This is a genomic window from Arthrobacter liuii, assembly GCF_014639275.1.
Lineage (GTDB): Bacteria > Actinomycetota > Actinomycetes > Actinomycetales > Micrococcaceae > Arthrobacter > Arthrobacter liuii.
Genome location: NZ_BMFW01000016.1, coordinates 1 through 19,551 on the forward strand (window position 1 = coordinate 1; position 19,551 = coordinate 19,551).

General features: G+C 64.9%; 16 protein-coding genes and 1 pseudogene. 1 reads left to right on the forward strand and 16 read right to left on the reverse strand.

Features of this window, described 5'->3' with window-relative positions; all coding sequences use genetic code 11:
* The 10 genes and pseudogenes from IEW19_RS14815 to IEW19_RS14860 all read right to left on the reverse strand — a co-directional run.
* Nucleotides 1–520 (reverse strand): annotated as a pseudogene (locus tag IEW19_RS14815) (enolase C-terminal domain-like protein); the annotation flags it as partial.
* A 70-nt stretch (nt 521–590) separates the two neighbouring features.
* Nucleotides 591–2,015, reverse strand: coding sequence for a glucuronide transporter (gene uidB / locus IEW19_RS14820; protein WP_188572385.1), 1,425 nt, complete (start codon nt 2,013–2,015; stop codon nt 591–593).
* Between the two features lie 193 nt (nt 2,016–2,208).
* Entirely contained in the window at nt 2,209–3,639 is a 1,431-nt protein-coding gene (locus IEW19_RS14825) for a mannitol dehydrogenase family protein (protein WP_188572386.1), read from the reverse strand.
* Nucleotides 3,636–5,039: a glucuronate isomerase gene (gene uxaC, locus IEW19_RS14830; protein ID WP_188572387.1), complete on the reverse strand. Its 1,404-nt coding sequence runs from the start codon at nt 5,037–5,039 to the stop codon at nt 3,636–3,638. The genes IEW19_RS14825 and uxaC overlap by 4 nt, the downstream gene beginning before the upstream one ends.
* A 3-nt stretch (nt 5,040–5,042) precedes the next feature.
* Nucleotides 5,043–5,948, reverse strand: a complete 906-nt coding sequence (locus IEW19_RS14835) for a sugar phosphate isomerase/epimerase family protein (RefSeq protein WP_188572388.1) — start codon at nt 5,946–5,948, stop codon at nt 5,043–5,045.
* A 4-nt stretch (nt 5,949–5,952) separates the two neighbouring features.
* Nucleotides 5,953–7,116 carry a Gfo/Idh/MocA family protein gene (locus tag IEW19_RS14840; RefSeq protein WP_188572389.1) on the reverse strand — a complete coding sequence of 388 codons (1,164 nt, stop codon included), beginning with the start codon at nt 7,114–7,116 and terminating at the stop codon, nt 5,953–5,955.
* Nucleotides 7,113–7,961 carry a sugar phosphate isomerase/epimerase family protein gene (locus IEW19_RS14845; protein WP_188572390.1) on the reverse strand — a complete coding sequence of 283 codons (849 nt, stop codon included), beginning with the start codon at nt 7,959–7,961 and terminating at the stop codon, nt 7,113–7,115. The genes IEW19_RS14840 and IEW19_RS14845 overlap by 4 nt, the downstream gene beginning before the upstream one ends.
* 2 nt (nt 7,962–7,963) lie before the next feature.
* Nucleotides 7,964–8,887 (reverse strand): carbohydrate ABC transporter permease, encoded by a 924-nt coding sequence (locus IEW19_RS14850; protein WP_188572391.1) that lies wholly within the window; start codon nt 8,885–8,887, stop codon nt 7,964–7,966.
* Nucleotides 8,884–9,894, reverse strand: coding sequence for a carbohydrate ABC transporter permease (locus IEW19_RS14855; protein ID WP_188572392.1), 1,011 nt, complete (start codon nt 9,892–9,894; stop codon nt 8,884–8,886). The genes IEW19_RS14850 and IEW19_RS14855 overlap by 4 nt, the downstream gene beginning before the upstream one ends.
* A gap of 6 nt (nt 9,895–9,900) precedes the next feature.
* The gene (locus IEW19_RS14860; protein ID WP_188572393.1) at nt 9,901–11,256 is read right to left on the reverse strand and encodes an ABC transporter substrate-binding protein; all 1,356 of its coding nucleotides are present in this window, start codon (nt 11,254–11,256) and stop codon (nt 9,901–9,903) included.
* 234 nt (nt 11,257–11,490) lie between these two features.
* Here IEW19_RS14860 and IEW19_RS14865 point away from each other — a divergent pair, with 234 nt between their 5' ends.
* Complete coding sequence (locus IEW19_RS14865; RefSeq protein WP_188572449.1) at nt 11,491–12,528, forward strand: LacI family DNA-binding transcriptional regulator; 1,038 nt, start codon at nt 11,491–11,493, stop codon at nt 12,526–12,528.
* Here the strand turns inward: IEW19_RS14865 and IEW19_RS14870 are convergent.
* The 6 genes from IEW19_RS14870 to IEW19_RS14895 all read right to left on the reverse strand — a co-directional run bounded on the left by IEW19_RS14870 (nt 12,525) and on the right by IEW19_RS14895 (nt 19,410).
* Nucleotides 12,525–14,258: a CocE/NonD family hydrolase gene (locus IEW19_RS14870; RefSeq protein WP_188572394.1), complete on the reverse strand. Its 1,734-nt coding sequence runs from the start codon at nt 14,256–14,258 to the stop codon at nt 12,525–12,527. The genes IEW19_RS14865 and IEW19_RS14870 overlap by 4 nt on opposite strands.
* On the reverse strand, nt 14,251–15,213 hold the full coding sequence (locus IEW19_RS14875) for an MBL fold metallo-hydrolase (protein ID WP_188572395.1): 963 nt from the start codon (nt 15,211–15,213) through the stop codon (nt 14,251–14,253). The genes IEW19_RS14870 and IEW19_RS14875 overlap by 8 nt, the downstream gene beginning before the upstream one ends.
* Entirely contained in the window at nt 15,210–16,157 is a 948-nt protein-coding gene (locus IEW19_RS14880) for an alpha/beta hydrolase (RefSeq protein ID WP_188572396.1), read from the reverse strand. The genes IEW19_RS14875 and IEW19_RS14880 overlap by 4 nt, the downstream gene beginning before the upstream one ends.
* 3 nt (nt 16,158–16,160) lie before the next feature.
* The gene (locus IEW19_RS14885; RefSeq protein WP_188572397.1) at nt 16,161–17,315 is read right to left on the reverse strand and encodes an FAD-dependent monooxygenase; all 1,155 of its coding nucleotides are present in this window, start codon (nt 17,313–17,315) and stop codon (nt 16,161–16,163) included.
* Nucleotides 17,316–17,382: 67 nt separating this feature from the next.
* Nucleotides 17,383–18,336 (reverse strand): phosphotriesterase family protein, encoded by a 954-nt coding sequence (locus IEW19_RS14890; RefSeq protein ID WP_188572398.1) that lies wholly within the window; start codon nt 18,334–18,336, stop codon nt 17,383–17,385.
* A 63-nt stretch (nt 18,337–18,399) separates the two neighbouring features.
* Nucleotides 18,400–19,410 (reverse strand): phosphotriesterase family protein, encoded by a 1,011-nt coding sequence (locus IEW19_RS14895; protein ID WP_229748497.1) that lies wholly within the window; start codon nt 19,408–19,410, stop codon nt 18,400–18,402.
* Nucleotides 19,411–19,551: the final 141 nt, after the last annotated feature.

A 19,551-nucleotide genomic window follows, 5' to 3' on the forward strand; every position in this document is an offset into this window, starting at 1 on the left:
CCTGATTCTCCGCCGGCGTGCAGTCCTCCAACCAGAACAAGTCATACGGCTCCAACGCCTTACCAAGCTTCGCCGCCTGGATCGGCGTCATCCGGTGATGCCCATCGTGCAGCAACGGGATCTCCGGACCGAACTCGTTCCGGACCGCCTCAAACACCGTGGGCAGATGCCGCAGGTAGGCCCGGGTATCCCAGTCCTCCTCCTGCGGGAACGCACCCCGGCCGGCAGGTTCGTAGTCATACCGCTCCCCCGACGACTGGGCCTGCGCCGCCACCCCATACACGGCCTTGATCCCCGGGACCGCGGTCTGGATCCGGATCGACTTATAGCCCAGGTCCAGGTGCTCACGCACCGAATCGAACAGCGACTCCAGGTCCGAACCCGACGCGTGCCCATACGCCCGCAGCCCGTTCCGCGACGCACCACCGAGCAACTGGTACACCGGAAGACCCGCAACCTTGCCCTTGATATCCCACAACGCCATATCCACCGCCGCGATGGCCGCCATCGTCACCGGACCNCAGCTGGTCCTTTCGAAGACGGCGGGTCGCAGGGGTGGGGATGGTGGGGGACTGAATATTTGTTGGTGCTCAGCGGCCTTCTACGTGGACGGCCGCCTGGCTGTGTTCGGACGCGCTTACGGCCTGGCGGGCCTTGATTTCCGCGACGATCTCCGCGTGGGCAATGTCGGTGAGCTTGTAGAAACGCATGATAGCCATACCCAGCGCGCACAGCACCAGGGGCACGAGTCCGGCGGCCAGCTGCAGCCCCTGGATGGTGGCATCGCTTTGGCCGGTCTCGGAACGGACGTATCCCGCACTGGCGATTGCGTAGGCCATGACGGCTCCGCCCAGGGCCTGGCCCATCTTGCGGGTGAAGGAGAACAGCGAGTAGATGATGCCTTCGGTTCGGACACCGGTGCGCGCTTCGCCGTATTCCACCGTGTCGGCTTCCAGCGCCCAGACCACGATATTCATCATCTGGACGCCAAGGAGGCTGACCACGAGTCCGGTGAATGCCAGGTAGGTCAATGAGTGCGGGGTAAGCATGACCATCAGCGAACCGAGCATCACCAGGCCACCTGCCATCAGATACAGGGCTTTCTTGCCCCATCGGCGCACCATGGCAGGGGTGAGGACGATAACGACGACGGCCAGGACCACGTTGATCACGGCCATGGGCTGGGCGAGGCTGACGTTCTGCAGCACATCGCGCAGGTAGTAGACCTGGATGGTGGACAGCCCGGTGCTGGCGGTCAGCATCAGCAGGGAGGACATGCAGAGCATCAGCAGTGGACGGTTGCCCTTGAGCGTGGCCAGTGACTGCTTGAACGTCACCTTGGGGACTTCGCGGTGGACCACTTCGCGGGTGGTGAACACTGTCATCAGGTAAAGCGCCATGCCCACCACCACGAAAGTGATGGTCAGTGTGGTGAAGAGTGGCTGCAACTGCGCGGCACCCTGCTTGGTGAGGGGCGTGATGAAGAACAGCAGGCCTGAGCCAACGATGAGCGACCCGCACGAGCGGGCAGCGCCCAGCTTGGCGCGTTCGGCCGGCTGCTGTGTCATGGCACCTGCAAGGGAACCGTAAGGGATGTTGACCATGGAGTATGCCAGGCCCAGGCCGGCGTAGGTCAGGTAGGCGTAGGCGAGCTTTCCGTCGTGGCTCCAGTCCGCCGGGACGGAGAACGTCAGGGCGCTCATGATCAGCAGCGGAAGTCCACCGAAGAGGATGAAGGGACGGAATTTGCCCAGCTTCCTGTGGAACGTGCGGTCCACGATCCTGCCCGCGAAGACATCGGCGAAGGCATCGAAGAAGCGGACCAGGAGGAAGAGCGTGCCCGCTGCTGCCGCTGAAATGCCTGCTACGTCCGTGTAGTACAGCAGGAGGTACGTGGTGGAAAGCGTGAACGCAAGGTTGTTGGCAAGATCCCCGGCGCCGTAGCCGACGATTGTCAGTTTGCTCAGCTGTTTCGTGGCGGGTTCGCGCGTTTCACTGGCTTGCTGTTTGAGCATCTGGAAGTCCTATCGCGTCATTGCGGTTGTGGCAGAAAAAGAATTGGGGCCGGCGGAGCGCCGGGCTATTGCTCTGGCTGTAATCCTAACCAAAATGGCAATCGAACGGCAACCGGTTGCCAAAAGTTGCATAAAAGCCTCATCAAAAAGGCTGCCCCGCACGTGTGCGCCGGGCAGCCTTTCGATGGGAGCACTACAGGGAAGCTGGATAGCCCGCTTCCGTCCCGCACAGGCCCTCCACCAGCCGGACCACGCTGGCGTCGCCGGCCAGGACAGGGTCAATGACTGCCAGCAGTGCCTTGATGCGTTCAATTCCTTCCAGCCGGTTGGCTGCGGCCACGTCCTCAGCCAACGGGTCCTGGAAGGATGCAGCGGTGGCACTGTAGTCCATCCAGGCCGCGATCATCAGGGCGGCCGCTGCACCCGTCCTGCCGGCCGCACGTTCAGCCTTCAGCACCGGAACGGCACGCATGCGCAGTTTGGTACTGCCATCCATGGCGATTTGGGCCAGGTTGTGGGCGATCCTGGCATTGCTGAAGCGGGCTGCGAGAGCAGCACGGTATTCGGGGATCTGCAGCCCAGCGGCCTGGGGAAGGTTGGCTTCTGCTTCGTCCCAGAAAGCTTCCACGGCACGCCTGCACTCCGGGTCCACCAAGGCCTCGGCCACGGTTTTGTGACCCCTCAGCTGGCCCGCGTAGGCCAAGAGTGAGTGTGCGCCGTTGAGCAGCCACAACTTCCGGTTTTCATACGGTTCGATGTCCCCGACGAACAGTGCACCGGCGTCCTCCCAGCGCGGACGCCCCGCGGGGAAGTCCCCGCTGAGCACCCAGCTGGAGAAGGGTTCGGTCACTACTGGCGAATTGTCCCGGTAGCCGCAGGCTTCCCGTACGGCCGCGAGATCCTCGTCCGTGGTCCGCGGTGTGATGCGGTCCACGGACGTGCTGACAAAGCTGACGTTGCCGTCAATCCAGGCGGCGAACCCGGGATCCCAGGCCTTTGCAAACCCTGCAACCCCCTGCCGGGCCACAGTGCCGTTGTTGGACAGGTTGTCGCAGCAGACGACGGCGATCGGCCCCGAGCCGGCATCCCGGCGCGCTGCGAGCGCAAGCACCAGCCGTCCCAGCGGCGTAGCCGGCTGCGCGCTGCCTGAACCCAGCAGCGCAAGGTCGGCGGCGACGTCGGGCGCGCTGATGTCCAGCTTGCCGTCCGCACCCAAACCGTAGGCGGCCTCGGTGATGGTCAGCGTGACCAGGGCAGTTTCCGGCGCGGCCACCAGGGCGGTCAGCCGGCCCAGGTCCGCTCCGTCCACAGCTTCCACGATGCTGCCGACCACAGCAAAGGAGTCGCCCCCATCCGCACGTTCCACCAGCGTGTAGAGCCCGTCCTGCTCAGCAAGGGCAACCGCGGCATCCGGGCGCCGGCCGGTAAAGGCCGCGATGCCCCAGTCTGCCGAGTCGGATGCCTGCTGGGTGTACCAGGCCTGGTGCGACCGGTGGAAGGCACCCAGTCCCAGGTGGACTATTCGCACCGGGGCTTTGGGGACAGGACGGAGCTGCCGGTTCAGCCGCGGAAGGTCTGCGGCAGGCGATGTTGCGGACGGCGGTGTCTGGAATTGGGCACTCACAGCTTGAACACTCTCCGGGGTGATGCGTCCACGATGTCAACGATGAGTTCCTGTGCCCGTTCCTCGGTAAGCCTGTGCTCCGCCACGAGCCGGGCCAGGAAGGACGCCTCGATCCGCCGCGACGTATCGTGCCGCGCCGGGATGGAGCAGAATGCGCGGGTGTCGTCGATGAAGCCGGAGGACCGCGAAAATCCAGCCGTCTCGGTCACCGCGGACCGGAAGCGCAGCATGGCATCCGGCGCGTCGAGGAACCACCAGGGCGCGCCGAGGTAAACCGAGGGGTAGAAGCCGGCCAGCGGGGCCAATTCCCTGGAGAACACGGTCTCGTCCAGCGTGAACAGGACCAGGTGGAAGTCCTTTGCCGTGCCGAAGTCCTGCAACAGCGGCCGGATAGCCTCGGTGTAGTTCACTGCCACCGGGATGTCGTGGCCGGTATCCGCCCCAAACGCTTCGAACGTGGGCGCATGGTGGTTGCGGAAGGAGCCCGGGTGGATGGTCATGACCAGGCCGTCTTCCACCGACATTCGGGCCATCTGGTACATCATGTGGGCTTCGAAGGCGTCCCTGTCCTGTGCACTGGCTTGGCCCGCCCTGCCGCGCTCGAAAAGCCGCTCCGCCTCGCCGTCGTCCAGTTTCAAGGTGGCCGGTGTGAACACGCCGTGGTCAGCCGACACGGCGCCGCGCTCCACGAAGTGGCGCCGGCGTGCCTCAAGCGCCTTCATGTATCCCGTGTAGCCTGACGCGCCCTCCCCGGCGGCACCGATCAGCCGCTCCACATTGTGCTGCCAGGTCGGATGTGCCATGTTCAGGTACTGGTCCGGCCGGAAGGTGGGCACCACGCGGCCCGCGAACGCGGGATCGGCCTGCAGCGCGGCGTGGGAGTCGAGGGAGTCGAGGGGGTCGTCGGTGGTGGCGAGCACCTCGATGTTGAACTCCTTGAACAGCTCGCGCGGCCGGAAACCGGGCTCCGAGAGCTTGGCCTGCAGGGCATCGTAGAGCTGGTCCGCGTTCTGGGCGGATGGTTCCCCTTCAAGGCCAAACACATGGGCGAACTCCTGCCGGATCCAGTACCCGGAGGCCGTTCCCTCGAAGGCGGGCCACGCCTCACAGAAATGGCGCCACACCTGCCGTGAATCAGCGGGCACGCCGCCCAGGCCAAGCTGGTCCATGGTTACTCCGCCGGCGTGGATCAGGCGGGTGACGTAATGGTCAGGGGTGACCAGGAGCGCGGCCGGGTCCGGGAACGGTGTGTTCTGTTCGATGACCGCAGCGTCGACGTGCCCATGCGGGGAGATGATGGGCAGGCCTTCCACCCGGGAGAAGAGTGAGCGGGCTATGTCACGGACGCCGGGATCGGCCGGCAGGAGCCGGTCCGGGTGGTCCGCTATGGGGTGTCCCATGGCTCAACGCCTCCCTGCGGCGACCCGGAGCCCGGCCAGGGCGGCCGTGGAGCGAAGATAGTCAAGGTTGTCCGCCGTCCGCTGAGCCAGTGGGAGGTCTGTGGAGAAGTCCTCCACGGTTACCCATCCGTCATAGCCGAAGGCGGCGAGCGCCTTGAAGTACTCCAGTACGCTGCCCTGGCCCGAACGCAGCGGCGCCCACTCGTTCCGGTAGACCGCGGCGCCGGACTCGTCTGTTTCACCGCTGTTGACCCAGACGGCGTTTTTCACATGGACGTGCGCCAGGTAGTCACCCAGGAGCTCGAATGCGGGGAGGTAGTCCTCCTGTCCTTCGATCAGCAGGTTGCCGAGGTCATGGATGACGCCCACGTGACGGGGGTCCAGGCCGTCCAGGAGCCGCAGCGCCGATGATGCGGATGCAGTGATGGTGCGGTGGTGTAATTCCACGAGGGCTTTCACCCCGTAGTGAGCGGCCCGTTCGGCGATCCACTCGAAGTCACGGCGGGCATTGGCAAAGAGTTCGGGGTACGGTGTGCCGCTTGCCGGTTCATTTCCCCATGCCGCGGTTCCCAAGGGAGGTGTTGTCACCCGGACCTTTCCCGCACCCAGTTTGGCGGTGGCTGCCAGCATCCGGTCCACATCGGCATGGTTGTCGCACCGGGCGTAGCCGCCGATGCCGGAAAACTCCAGGCCGGCGTCCGTGGTGATGGTGGCGATCCGGTCCAGGTGGTCTTCCATTCCGGTGAGCGGGATGGTGGCCTTGTTGCCGGCCCAGAAGCCCGGCTCGGCAGCGTCGGCCTGGTCGGTGATGCGCCATTCGATGCCGTCCCAGCCCTGTTCGGCGAGGTGCTGGACTGCTTCTTCAGGGGCCCATTCGGGGGTCGATGCCGTAAATACTGAAAACTTCATAGCCTCAGGCGCTTTCTGCCGCAGTGTTGCCAGTGCGGACTTCAAGGTCGTTGTACTTGCCCGCCAGGACGTCCTCGAAGAGGACGGGCTGGCCGAGGGTGGCTGAAACGTAGACGGAGCGTACCGCGGCAAGGGCGTTGACGGCGTCGCTGACGGTCACGCCTGCCTGCCTGCCGCCGGCGATGGCGGCCAGGATGTCACGGTACTGCCGCACGTGGCCGGCGGGGTAGACGGTGGGATCGGCCGCCTTGTAGTCCTCCTCCGGGTATTTGGCCAGTTCCTGTTCCGCCTGGTTGCCCCCACCCTGGAGGCCCATGTCCGCGGACTCGCCGCCGGCGTCGCCGCTGTGGAAGTACTGCAGGCGGTCGTTGTCCACCACGGCCGAACCTTCCGATCCCATCAGCTGCACGCGCACGGTAAGCCCGGGGTAGGCGGCGGTGGTTGCGTGCAGGACTGCCAGTCCGCCGTTCTCGAAGGTGACGGTGGCCACTGCCGTGTCCTCCACCTCGATCCGTTCGTGCGCGAGCCGGGCGGTGTGCGCGTGGATTTCCACGGGGCGCCCCATAAACCACAGGAGGAGGTCCACGGTGTGGACGCCCTGGTTCATCAGTGCGCCTCCCCCGTCCATGGCCCAGGTGCCGCGCCAATCACCCGAATCGTAGTAGCCCTGGCTGCGCCACCAGGCAACGGAAGCGATGGCGGAGGTCAGCCTGCCGAAACGGCCGTCGGCAATGGCGCGGGCCACCGCGACGCTGGACTGGTCGAACCGGTGCTGGCTGATGACTGAGGCCACGATGCCCTTGCCCGCGGCTTCTTTTGCTGCGGTTTCGATTTCCTGGGCCCGCGTGAGGTCCACGTCGAGGGGCTTTTCGATCACCACGTGCTTGCCGGCAGCCAGGACTTCCAGGCTTTGCTGGATGTGGAGGCCACTCGGGGTGGCCAATGCCACGAGATGGATGTCCTGGGCAGCGAACGCCTCCGCCTGGGTGGTGTACAACGCCGGCCGATCACCGCCTTGCTGCTCAATGAAATCGGCGAGTGCTTCGGCCGCCGCGGGAATGGCATCAACGAGCGCCACAATGCGGACTTCCGGAAATTCACGAAGGGCAACGGCGTGGGTGCGGCCAATGACGCCGCATCCGGTGATGGCTACGTTAAGGGTGCTCATGCTGTCTGGACTCCTGCTTCTGCGGTGACTTTTGCGAAGGCGCGGGCTGCGATACCGAAGGCGGCGGGCCCGGAGAACCCGCCCAGGCCGTGGGCGCCCGCCAGGTGCGGCTCCAGGGAGGCGAAGCCTTCATACCCATCGGCTTTTAGGGCCTCCACGGTGCGGAGCACGTCGCCGTCGCCTTCACCGGCCGGCATCACGTGTCCATTGGCGAAAAGTGCGTCCTTGACCTGCAGGTACTCAAGGTGCGGGCGAAGCTTCGCGTATCCCTCGTCAAAGGGTTTGACGCCCACCTGGACGAAGTTGGCGGCATCCCAGGCCACCTTCAGTGCCGGCGAGTTGACCGATTCGATGATGTCCAGGACGCGGTCGGGGACGTCACCGAAAATGTCCTTCTCGTTCTCGTGCAGCAGGATCATGCCGGCTTCCTCAGCCACATCGGCCAGCGCCCGCATCCGCTCGATGACGGCGTCGCGGATGCTTTCCACCTGGACCCCCTCGCCATAGTAGAAGGAGAAGATGCGGATGTACTTGGCGTCAAGGACTTTGGCGGCATTGGCTGCCCGGCGAAGCCGTTCCACTTCGTGCTCCACAGGGAGGCTGACATCCACCTTGCCGATGGGGGATGCGATCGCCGAGACCTTCATGCCCTTTTCTGACAGCAGGGTGGCGAGGGCCTGGAGCTGTTCGTCGCTCAGGTCCACGATGTTGGTGCCCCATGCGCTGCGGACTTCGATGTGGTTGGCGCCGAGTGCCTGCAGCACTGCTATCTGCACTGCGGGGTCGTCGTCGATCTCGTCGCCGAAGCCTGACAGCTGCCACGTGACCTGGGTGGTCGAAACCATGGTTATTTAACTCCTCCGGCGGTCAGCCCGCCTACTAGGTAACGCTGGAAAATCAGGTAGAGAATGACCACCGGCGCGGCGCACACCAGGGCTGCGGCCATCATCTGGCCGTAGTAAGGGATGGCGCCGCCTTCCTGCGACGCACCAAAGATTTGAAGGGCGACGGCGGCGGTCTGGCTTTCCGGACGGGTCATCACCGAGGCGAACAGCACGTCATTCCAGCCGAGCAGGAAGGCGAAGATGCCGGAGACAACAATGCCGGGCCAGCTGAGGGGCAGGACGATCCGGAACAGGACGCCGAGGTTGGAGGCGCCGTCGATCCGGGCTGCCTCCTCGAGCTCCTTGGGAAGCCCGCGGAGATAGGTGACCATCACCCAGGTGGAGAACGGCATGGCGAAGGTCAGGTAGGTCACGAACAGGCCCCACTGCGTACCGATGACCTGGATGCCCAGGTAGGTCGAGGCAGAGGAAAACAGGACGAAGACCGGCAGGACCATCAGGGTCCCGGGGACGGACTGGAGCGCCAGCAGCCCGCGGAGGATGGTCAGCCTTCCACGGAAGGTGTAGCGGACCAGCACGAACGCGGTGGATATGGACAGCGCTGCGGATACGACTGCCGTTGATCCGGCCACCAGGACGCTGTTGGTGAGGCCGGTTGCCAGGCCCACGCTGGTCCAGATCTTCGAGTAGTTCTCGAACGTGACTGAGGACGGCCAGAATTCACCGTTGGCCACCCCAATGTCCGAGTTGACCGAAGCCAGGAAGATGTACAGCACCGGGATCAGGACCAGGGCGCCCAGGAAGACCAGGATGAAGATCAGCAGGGGGCCCGGAAGAAGCCGCAGCACCTCATGCTGGCGGTGTGAGCCTGGGCGGTCGACGTTGAAGGTGGCCGCACCCTGCCGGCTGGCTGTCGTGGTGCTCATTTCTTGGCTCCTGGTGTTTCGGCGTCGTCAAGCTTGACGGCACGCAGGTAGACGAACAGCGGGATGGCAATGAGCACCAGGGAAATGAAGGCCATGGCAGCGCTCAGGCCAAAGCGGAAGCTCTGGAAGCTGGTGACGTAGGTCAGGATGGGAAGGACCTCGACGTCGGCCGGCGCCGGTACGCCGAACAGCACGTACGGGAGGGTGAAGTTGTTGATGTGGTGCAGCATGCCGATCAGGAAGGCGAGGGCCAGCGGGCCTTTCAGGTAAGGGAAAACAACGTAGCGAAGTTTGTTCCACCACAGCGCGCCATCGAGGGCTGAGGCTTCATGGACCTCGTGGTCGACGGACTGCAGGCCGGACAGTGCCAGCAGGTAGATGAACGGCCAGGAAGCCCAGATCTGGACCAGTACCAGCGTCCAGAATGTCTGCGGGCCGTTGAGCCAAAGCCCAACGTGGATTCCCACCGTCCCCAGGGCCTCGTCCACGATTCCCCCCGGCTGGAGCATGGTCCGCCAGACCGTTGCCACCACGAAGGAAGGGAGGACATACGGGATCAGGAAGATCGACCGGATGACGGCGCGTCCCTTGAAGGCGTTCTGCGTTGCCACTGCCGCCGCGATGCCAAGGGGCAGCGTCACCACCATGGCGAGCAGTGAGTAGCTGACACTCAGCCAGACAGCGTGCAGCAGGGGCGAGTTGGTGACGGCCTCAACGAAGTTATCCAGTCCGATGAACGGCGCACTGACCCATTTGCGCAGGGTGTACTGGTCAAGGTTGAGGGTGGACATGTAGATGCCCAACAGCAGGGGTACCACGATGATGATGATCATCAGGACCCCACCGGGGATGAGCATCCAGAGCGGCCGGTTCCTTTCGCTCATGCCCTTGCGGCGCGGACCGTCCTTGCGCCCGGGCAGGTGCCCGGTGGTATTGGTGTTCCGGGGCGCCCGGCCTGCAGCGGACTCCGCCGCAGGCCGGACTTCATGAGGGGTGTCGGTTGACATCGGTACTTATCCTTTTGAGGCCCGGTCCAGGGAAGCCTGGCCCTTGCTTTGGGCGTCCTTGATCCTTGAATCGAGGGCGGATTCGTCCACCTTGCCAGCGGCAAGGTCCGGCACGGACTGAACGGTGACGTTGAGGAGGCCGAGCTGGATGTCGCCCCATGCGCCGGTGAACGGAGTGGCCTTGGACTTGGCGGCGGCGTCAGCCAGCGGCTTGAGCTTGGCGTCGATCAAGGCAGCAAGTGCTTCGGCGTTGGCCGGAAGGTCACCGAAGATCTTCTGGTAGTTCAGCTGCTCGTCCTTGGACGTGATCAGCTTGATGTACGCGAAGGCGAGGTCCTTCTGCTTCGAGTAGTCGGCGACCACCAGGTTGTCACCCGAGAGGATGCTGGCGGCGTCGCCGTCGGACTTGGACTGCGTCTCACCCGGCGCGATGGTGGGCATCAGGGTGTATTCGTACTTGCCGGCAATGGCCGACTTGTCCAGGGTGGGGATGGAGCTGGACGTTGTCATCATCAGGTAGCCGGCCTTGCCGCTGGCGAAGGCGGCCACGGCGTTGCTGTTGCTCCAGCCCACTGAGGCGGGGTCAACGACCTTGTCGTTGGTCAGCCAGCCGAAGTACGTTTCGTAGGCCTTCTTGACCGTGGGATCGTCCATCTTCAACTTGTTGCCGTCAACCAGCGGGTTCCCTGCCTGGACGGACATGGCCCAGATGAACTTCCAGGGATCGTAGTTGTCCTTGTAGCCGGTGGCGATGCCGTAGGTGCCGTCCTTGGTCATCTTCTTGGCCTGGGCGGCAAGCTCATCCCAGCTGGTGGCCGGCTTGTCGATCCCAGCCGCCGCCAGCAGGTCCTTGTTGTAGGCCATCACGAACGGGCGGCTGACGAAGGGAATGCCTGCCAGGTGGTCCTTGTCCGGACCGGAGATGCCCAGGGCGGCCTGGTTGAAGCGGTCTTTCCCGCCCACTTTCTTCCAGTCGTCATCGGAGAGGGTGACAAAAGCCTTGGTGGCGTAGGCCGTAGGAGTGAACGTGGTGCCCAGCCCGTAGATGTCGGGGCCCTGGCCTGAGACCACGGAGGTCTGGATACGGGTGAGCTCATCATTGGCCGAAGCGAAGGTTTCAAACTTCACGTCGGCCCCGGTTTCAGCCTTGAACTTGGCGGCGATGTCGCTCTGCCACTGCTTCTGCTGCTCCGGGTATTGGCTGAGAACGCCCACCAGGACGTTGAGGGTCTTGCCCGTGCCGTCCACCTTGCCGTCTGCGTTTGTGGAACCTCCGCCCCCGGAACTCGATCCGCAGCCGGTCAGGGCGAGCGCTGCAGCCGTGACAATCGCCGCAAGCCCAGTAGTCGATTTAAACCTCATTGTTTTTCTCCTCTAGGACACCCACATGGCCACATCCGTCCTGTGGCGGAAATCACTGCAGGCGACTCGAGAGCCAGTCTAGGAAATCGGAAAGCGTGCGGCAAGCGGTTGCCAAAAGTTGCCATGAGTGGTCTTATTGGAGAATCCAAAGTCAAGGGCACGCAGGCGGAACACCGCCGGTAGCGGGTTCTTCCAGCCAGCGAGGAAAGGTCGGCAACTATGGCTAATCCATCGATGGAAGCCGCAACACGGGGTGCCGCAGACGCGAGTGCCCGCCGGGACCGTCCGCCCACCATCCGGGACGTGGCGGAACTCGCCGGCGTTGCGACGTCCACGGTGTCCAGGGCCCTCTCCCGGCCGGACCGGGTGAATCCCCGGACGCGCGTGCGGATTGAAGAGGCTGCAGCGGAACTCAACTACGTGCCGAGCTCCCAGGCGCGCGGCCTTAGCTCGGGCCGGACGAACGCCGTGGCCGTGCTGGTGCCTGACATCACCAACCCGTTCTACTTCGACATCATCCGCGGCACCCAGCATCAGCTCAAGGCCGCAGGGGTCACGCAGCTCCTGGTCGATACCGAGGAGTCCAGCGAGATGGAACTGGACGCACTCCATAAAATGCGCAAGTCCGCCGACGGCTTCATCCTCGCCGCCTCCCGCCTGACGGATGCCCAGCTGGCTGAGGTCTCGCAGTCGCAGGCTCTGGTGACCTTCAACAGGGCCTCCACCAGCGCCCCCACGGTGATGATCGACACGCCGTCCGCCATCATCCAGGCCCTGGAGCATCTGGCGTCGCTGGGCCACCACAAAGTCTGCTACGTGGCAGGACCGCCCACCTCCTGGTCCAACCAGTTGCGCTGGAAAGTCTTTGAGGAGGACGCGACCAAGCGCGGCATGGAAGTGCACCGAATCGGCCCCTACACCCCCAAGACGACGTCGGGGGCCGCCGCCGCAGACGCTGCGGTCCGGACGGGTGCAACAGCGTGCATCGTCTTCAACGACCTGCTGGCAATCGGCATGCTCCAGCGCCTGCAGGCCCGTGGCATCCGGGTGCCTGCGGATATGAGCATCATCGGATCCGATGACATTTTCGGCGCGGACTTCTGCAATCCTCCGCTGACCACCATCTCGAGTCCCATCGAACAGGCGGGCAGGGTGGCGGTGTCCATGCTGTTGGCCCAGCTCAACCCGCTCTCGGGAAGCGCCAGCCGGCAGCTCGCCGTCATGCCCACCCACCTGACCGTCCGGGAGTCCACAGGTCCCGCACCGGTTTAGGGGTGCAGGCTCGATCCGCCCGAGGTGAACGGCAGGACCAGCCGGGACTGGTGGTGTGCGTCCCGGTAGATCTTGTGGGTGACGGGCCGTCCCACCGGGAGGTGGAACGCATCCGGCGGGAGCAGCGAGTTGTGCTCATCGGCCAGCGGCTCGCCGTTGGAGAGCTCCACGGTCAGGCGGTGTCCGGGGTTGAAGGTGTTGGCGAAGGGGTAGAGCCGGACCACGTACTCCTCGATCTTTCCCGGTTCCACGGGAACTGCCCGCGTGTGCGGGTGGTAGGGGCTGCCTTCGGTGGTGCGTTCGTCCAGTTCCCGATGCGAGGCCTTGAGGTAGCCGGTGGTGATGAGCTGCCGCTTCCCGTTGGGCGCGGTGTCCCAGAGCCGGAGGATGAAGTTGGTGTCCGGCTGGTCGATCTCCGCGAAGATGTGCGCCGCGCCGGTGCCGATCATTTCGATGGGCTCTTCGAACGTCTCCGTGCTCCAGCTGATGATCTGCACCTTGTCGGTGACCGTCAGCGGGGCCTGGTAGAAACCGTCAGGCGCGGCATATTCGGATCCCATCAGCTCAGGCTGGCTGGAGAGCTTGTGGCGTGGCCGCAGGTACAGGGCCCGGTAGTCGACGTCCTTGGGCGGCCATGCCTGCGCGGTAACCACCTCGCGGGAGCCTTCCACGAAGACGCTGACAGCGGGTTCGTCCATCACACCGTTGTCGATGCCCTTGATCCAGTAGTCGTACCAGCGGAACATCTTGTCGTGTTCTTCGATGAAGGGCCGGGACTGCATGGGCGGGTAGGGGCCGATGTCCAACTTCTTCGGGCCCTTGAGCGCGTTGAACAGCTCGATGGTGCCGTCCAGCGTCCAGCCGCGGCCCTGGTCCAGTTGCAGCCAGACCGGGATGTCGATGTTGGGGGCCAAGGCGACGGGGTTGCGCTCCTCGTACCAGTCGCCGTCGACTTCATTCATGACGATGTCGAACCAGGCCTCGTGGTTCGTGGGGTAGTTCAGGACGTGGACCAGGTTGGGCCACGCGGCGACGTCCGGGTCCTGAAGCCGTTTGGCCACCAGGTCCTTGAGTTCGTCCGGGGCGAACTTCTCGATCATGCGGGACTTCACCCGGTCGGTGAAGGCCCAGCCCGAGTCCCCTCCCCTGCCCTCGCGGGCCGCCCGGGGCATGAACCACATGACACCGCCGTGGTAGGTGGTCTCGTAGAAGTCGTAGTGGCCGCCGGAGACGAAGATCGCCTTCAGGTGGGGAGGCCGTTCGGCGGCGGCGAGGACCTGCATGGACCCGAAGTAGGAGATACCCACCATGCCCACGTTGCCGTCGCACCACGGCTGCTCGGCGACCCATTCGATGAAGTCGTAGGCGTCCTGCCCCAGGGAGACCCCGCCGGCGTTGTAGTTGCCGATATGCTCGCCGCCCGAGTGCCCGGAACCGCGCAGATCGCCGATGACGTGGACATACTCTTCCTGGACGATCCTGGCGATGTCACCGGCCTCGATGCAGCCATCCCACATGGGGCTGGGCCGGCGCTGCGGCGGGGTGGTCAGGGCCAGCGCCTGCAGTTCCTTCCCGTAAGGACTTAAGGCCACCAGCGCAGGGCGCGGCTTGTCATCCATGCCCTGGTAGGCGTCGGCCGCAAGCTCAACACCGTCCCGCATGGGGACGCGCAGGTCCTTTCGGATGGCAATCTTCTGCCCGCCGGCGTCGACCGTTTGATACTCAGGCATGATTCTGAACGCTCCTCTGCGATGACGTGCTGGTGAACTGCGTGCGGTAGCCGTTCATTGTGGTGAAGAACGGCGAAGGCTCAAGGCTGGGATCGCCGTCGTAGTTAAGGTCTGCGGCGACGGGCGCGAATGGCGAGTACACCGAGTCCGTGTGCTCCAATCCCGCGGCCAGGCAGCCGCACGCCGCACAGTTGACGCGGGACTCGAGATCCAGGCTTTCCGTGAGGGCTTCACTGGCTTGGGTTGCGTCCAACTCCACCCCGTACGGCGTGCCGTCGGCGCGGCGGTACGGGTGCCCCAGGTACAGGCGCCGCGGGCGGACCTTGTCGCGAACGTACTCCAGGCTGGTGCGGTAGCCGTCCGGGTCCACATAGCCAGGGAAACCGTTGGCAGCACCGTGCACCTGGACAGCGTCGCCGACGAAGGCATCGTGTTGGCCGTCAATGACGTAGGCCACCGAGCCCGGTGTGTGGCCCGGAATAGAGTGGACCGACACCGTCACGCCGCCTCCAAGCGGGAGGGTCTCACCGCCGCGGACCAGCAAAGACGGCTCCATTTCCCCCGAGATAACGGCGTTCGCTGCCGCCACCTGTTTCTCTTCGCCCTTGGAATCGTGCAGATACTGCCCCCGGCCGGAAAGGTACTCCTCCACGTGGGCCCGGCGTGAGCGGAGAAGAGGTGCATCAGCTTCGTGGATGACCACCCGTGCGCGCCGCCCGGTGAGCTCCCACAGGGCGTGAGCGCCGCCGACGTGGTCGATGTGCCCGTGGGTCAGCAGGATCCAACGGACATCCTCGATCCGGCGGCCGATGGCTTCCAGCGCCGGCACCATGCCCTCCGCGGGCGAGGAGGCGATGCCCGTATCCACAATCGCCGGTTCCGGAGCGTCGATGTAGAAGCTGTACAGGCCAAACCGGCCCCAGGGGGACACCAAAGGGTGGACAGCAACCGTCATGGCCGCGCCCCCGGGTTGACCGCTGCACCGTTCAGGAAGTCGGCCGTCTCTTCGAACGCCCGGTAGAACTCCGGGATCCAGGAGAAGTTCTGCACGAAGCCGTGGTTGGCTCCGTCATAACGGCTGATGGTGACGGCGACGCCGGCCTCGTACAGCCTGCGTCCGTACAGTTCGCCTTCGTCCCGCAGGGGGTCGTGCTCGGCGGTGATGACCAGGGCTGCAGGGAGGCCGCTGAGGTCGTTGCGCTTGATCGGCGAAACGAGCGGGTGGGTGGGCTCGGCTCCGCTCTCCAGGTAGAAGGCGTTGAACGGCCTCAGCCCCGCCGTTTCCAGCCCGTACCCTTCTGCGTTTTCGCGCATGGACGGGTAGCGGTCCTCATCGAAGTCCAGGTCCAGGGAGGGGTAGAACAGGATCTGGTGGGTGATCCGGTCAAAGCCGTCGTCGTGGGCCTTGGCCGCGACGGCGGCCGCGAAGGTGCCGCCCGAGCTGTCGCCCGCGATGGCCAGGATTCTCCCATCCCAGCCCAGGCTCCTCCCCTGCTCAGCGGCCCATCGGACCACGCCGTAGCAGTCCTCAAGCCCGCCCGGGAAGGCGGCTTCCGGTGCCAGCCGGTAGCCCACCGAAATGACCTTGCAGCCCGTTTCCTTGGCCAGTGAGCGGGCCACGTGGTCGTGGGTGTCCAGGCTGCCCAGGAAGAAGGCCCCACCATGGAAGTACACCAACAGTCCATACGATTCCGCCTCTGCCGGCGTGTAGATACGGACGGGAACCTCGCCGGCCGGCGTCACCGCCGTGGCATCGTCGACGGCGTGAAGCGGCAGTCGCTGATCGGCGGGCGGGACGTGGGCTGCTTCGCCGGCACGCATGGCTGCTGGATCCAGCGGCGCGCCGTCAGGGGCAGGGAGGGTGCTGAGGACCTTGGCAATCTCGGGGTGGATGGTCATGGATCAGGCCTTTACTGGTTCTGCGGGCTGCGATGCGGGCTTTCGGGATGCTGGCTTCTGGGGTTTGGGCTTCTGGCCCGGGAAGACATCGTTGACTTCTTCCTCGCTCCAGCCCTGCCGGGAGATGCGCTGCAGTTCGTCGGTGACCGGCTTGCGGGTGGCCTGGAACAGGACCAGCGCCTCCTTGACCGAGCCTGCTTCCGCCAGGGCGTCGGCGAGCGCCCCCGCGTCTTCAATGGCTGAGTTGGCGCCCTGGCCCTGGTGGTGGAGCATCGAGTGGGCGGCGTCGCCCATCAGCACCACCGAGTCGGTGTGCCAGGTATCCACGGGGTCGATGTCGTAGACGGCGCGGACATTCACGCTGTCCATGTCCAGGCCGCGGGCGATGTCCACGATCCGCTCGTCGAAGCCTTCCACCGTCTTCAGGAGGTCTTCCTTGGTGATGGCCGGCGCCCACGTGCCGTCCGGGTTCAGGGCGGTAATGTCGAAGGACATCTGGTTGCGGTGGCGCAGCGGCAGCAGGTACACCTTGGTGCCTTTGCCGATGTACATGCGCAGGTTGTCGTCGGTCACCATGCCGTGGGCGTCGTCGGCGGAGATCACCACACGGTAGGCGTGCTCACCGGAGAACACCGGGCCCTTGGCGCTGAAGAGCTGCCCGCGCACTGAGGACTTGATGCCGTCGGCGCCCACCACCAGGTCGGCCTCGGCGGTCCCGCCATTCGAGAAGACAAGGAGTGAGCGGCCGCCCTTGTCTTCGATGGACTCCAGCCGGTGGCCCAGCTGCACCATGCCCTCGGGGAGGACGCCCAGGAGGGCCTCAATGAAGTCGCGGCGGTGGATGAGGTAGGTGTGCTTCTCTTCGCCGAATTCCGGCCAGGTATCCTTCATGATCGGGTCGCCGGCGGCTGTGAGGATCTCGAAGTAGTCGCTTGCGGAGCTGACGCTGGCGATCGTGTCGAAGATCCCCCACTGGCGGAACCGGGCCATGGTGGCCGGACGCAGGCCGATGCCGGCGCCGACCTCTCCCATCTGGGGAGCCTGCTCATAGACCTTGACGTCTGCACCGAGCAGGCTCAGCGCCTTGGCCGCGGCAGCGCCGCCGTAGCCTGCGCCGACGATGGCGATCTTGAGGTTCTTGAGGTCTTCAGCCTTCATTGGATAAGTCTCTTTCGTTTGCCAGGGCTGGGCCTGGGGAAGTGGGAGGGAGTGGTGGCCTGTCCGGTCAGGCGTGGAGTGACAGGAAGTCGGCCGGGTTGTCTTCGAGGAGGAGCTTCAGGGTGGCGTCATCGATGCCGGCGGCCCGCATGTCGGGGATCATGTCCTCGAAGATGTAGTTGATGGTGTGGCCTTTCACGCCCGGCCAGCCCAGCGGGCTGCAGTTGGCGTCGGCCGAGACCAGGAGCTTGTCCGCGTAGCCCTTGTTGACCAGCTTGACGAAGTGCTCCATTCGCTCGGCGCGCTTCCGGCCCCAGAAGGGCGGGTCCGGGAGCTCGAGGTCGTACCCGAAGGTGTCGAACCCGATCCGGCCGCCCTGGCCGTAGATCCAGTCATGGGGAGTGATGGGCGCGTTCAGGCCGTCGTCGGCATGGCCGAAGAGCACCCGGTCCAGCGGCAGGCCCTCTTCCTTGAAGATGCTCACCGCGGGTTCCGGATCGATGGCCAGGTGGGTAAGGATCGGGGCTCCGGTGGCGACGGCGGCACGCGCAGCGGCCCGGTAGATCCGTTTGTCCAGGTCCGTCATGTGTCCGCCGCGGCTGACACCGACCTTGATGACGCCGGCCTTGGCCCCCGTGTCACCGATACCCACGGTGATTTCATGGATGAAGACTTTGGCCAAGTAGTCCACGGTGGCGCGGGAGAAGTGCGGCAGGGCCGTGTCGCCGCCCACGAAGCCGGTGCAGGCCACGATGTTGACGCCGGTCTTGCGGGACAGGGACTTGTAGTAATCGATGTCGCGGCCGTTGCAGATGCCGGTGGCGTCCACCATGGTGCCGCCGCCGTACTCGCGGAACTTCCGGAGTTTCGGCACTGTCTCCCCATACGCCTGTTCGGGCGTCTTCCACCACCGGGTGTCCAGTTCGGAGCCGGGCATGCCGTAGCCGATATGTTCGTGGACGGCCACGATTTCCAGTTCTTCGGCCGGGATGGTTCCCAGCACCGTGTTGACCTTGCTCATGAAATCTTCCTGCTCATTCGTTCACCTGGGGGGTTGCAAGTTTGTAAGGGTGCAGGCGCGTGCTCAGCGGACGGCCAGCAGGTTGCGCGGGTTATCCACCAGGATGCGCCGGGCGTCCTCATCGCCCAGGCCGCGGGCCTTGAGGAACGGCACGAACGTGGCCAGGACGTGGCTGAAGGGCAGGTTGTACTCCGGCAGGCCCTTGGCCACACCAATGGAATTGCCGGAAAGGATGATCTTGTCCGCGTGGCCGGCGGCGATGAGCTCCAATACCAGTTCCGCGCGTCCGTGGTCGGTGAGGTAGTCGGGGTGGTCGTTGAGGCCCACATGGTCTATGCCCACGAAGGCGCCCCGTTCGGCCACCTTGCCTGCAGCGCCGGCAGCGTCGATGCGGTCAAGGCCGCCAACGAGCACCCGCTCCGCCGGGAGCTCCTCGTCCAGGACGATGTCCAGGTCATGCAGGGCATCGGCGCCGAAGCGGATCGAAACCGGAGCTCCGGTGTCCCTCGCGGCCCGGGCCGAGCCGCGGAAGAGGCTTTCCTCGGTGGGGGTCATGCCCGCCCGGTCCGCGGCCGTGGCCACGATGCCGGCAGCAGCGCGGCGCTCCACCCGGGGCACCACCATTCCTTCAGTGACTTCCTTGCCGAAGAGATCGCTGAACTTTTCGGCAGGCCAGGGGGTGGGCGGATTGGTTTGGGGCGTCAGGAAGTAGCCGCCGAGTTCCTCTTCCGGCCCGAGGCCCGTGGAGGCGATGATGTGGACGCCGGTGGAGCGCGACAGGGCCTCGTAGAGCTTGAGGTCGCGGCCGTGGAACATGCCTGTGCTGTCAACGATCGTCTGCCCGCCATGCCGGCGGAAGTCGGCGAGCTTTTCGGCGAGCACGGCGAAGATGTCCGAACGGTCCATGGAGACGTCGGGGGCGTATTGGGCTCCCGGGAGGACTGATAACAAGGCCTCGTGAACGGCGGTGACGCCCAGTTCCGAAGCGGAAACAGGGCCGAGGACCGTGTTGACGGTGCTCCGCTCTGTGGTGGTTGGGGCGTCGCGGGAATCGACGGCCATGTGATTGCTCACGAAGTTCTCCCTTGATCCGGGTGGCTTTTGCTGAAGGTCCCGCCGAGCCCTCGCTCCGTTGCGGTGTTGCCAGCATCACATAAATCTTTACATGGTGTCAAGAAAACTTTCATTATTAATTTTGCTTGACACTGTGTAATA

What these genes read in the sequence shown, in the direction of transcription:
- IEW19_RS14840 (WP_188572389.1), bottom strand. Translation starts at nt 7,116, where the DNA reads ATGAGCACCCTTAACGTAGCCATCACCGGATGCGGCGTCATTGGCCGC.
- IEW19_RS14875 (WP_188572395.1), bottom strand. Translation starts at nt 15,213, where the DNA reads ATGACGGTTGCTGTCCACCCTTTGGTGTCCCCCTGGGGCCGGTTTGGC.
- IEW19_RS14885 (WP_188572397.1), bottom strand. Translation starts at nt 17,315, where the DNA reads ATGAAGGCTGAAGACCTCAAGAACCTCAAGATCGCCATCGTCGGCGCA.
- IEW19_RS14835 (WP_188572388.1), bottom strand. Translation starts at nt 5,948, where the DNA reads ATGAAGTTTTCAGTATTTACGGCATCGACCCCCGAATGGGCCCCTGAA.
- uxaC (WP_188572387.1), bottom strand. Translation starts at nt 5,039, where the DNA reads ATGGGACACCCCATAGCGGACCACCCGGACCGGCTCCTGCCGGCCGAT.
- IEW19_RS14860 (WP_188572393.1), bottom strand. Translation starts at nt 11,256, where the DNA reads ATGAGGTTTAAATCGACTACTGGGCTTGCGGCGATTGTCACGGCTGCA.
- IEW19_RS14870 (WP_188572394.1), bottom strand. Translation starts at nt 14,258, where the DNA reads ATGCCTGAGTATCAAACGGTCGACGCCGGCGGGCAGAAGATTGCCATC.
- IEW19_RS14845 (WP_188572390.1), bottom strand. Translation starts at nt 7,961, where the DNA reads ATGGTTTCGACCACCCAGGTCACGTGGCAGCTGTCAGGCTTCGGCGAC.
- IEW19_RS14880 (WP_188572396.1), bottom strand. Translation starts at nt 16,157, where the DNA reads ATGACCATCCACCCCGAGATTGCCAAGGTCCTCAGCACCCTCCCTGCC.
- IEW19_RS14890 (WP_188572398.1), bottom strand. Translation starts at nt 18,336, where the DNA reads ATGAGCAAGGTCAACACGGTGCTGGGAACCATCCCGGCCGAAGAACTG.
- IEW19_RS14855 (WP_188572392.1), bottom strand. Translation starts at nt 9,894, where the DNA reads ATGTCAACCGACACCCCTCATGAAGTCCGGCCTGCGGCGGAGTCCGCT.
- IEW19_RS14850 (WP_188572391.1), bottom strand. Translation starts at nt 8,887, where the DNA reads ATGAGCACCACGACAGCCAGCCGGCAGGGTGCGGCCACCTTCAACGTC.
- uidB (WP_188572385.1), bottom strand. Translation starts at nt 2,015, where the DNA reads ATGCTCAAACAGCAAGCCAGTGAAACGCGCGAACCCGCCACGAAACAG.
- IEW19_RS14865 (WP_188572449.1), top strand. Translation starts at nt 11,491, where the DNA reads ATGGAAGCCGCAACACGGGGTGCCGCAGACGCGAGTGCCCGCCGGGAC.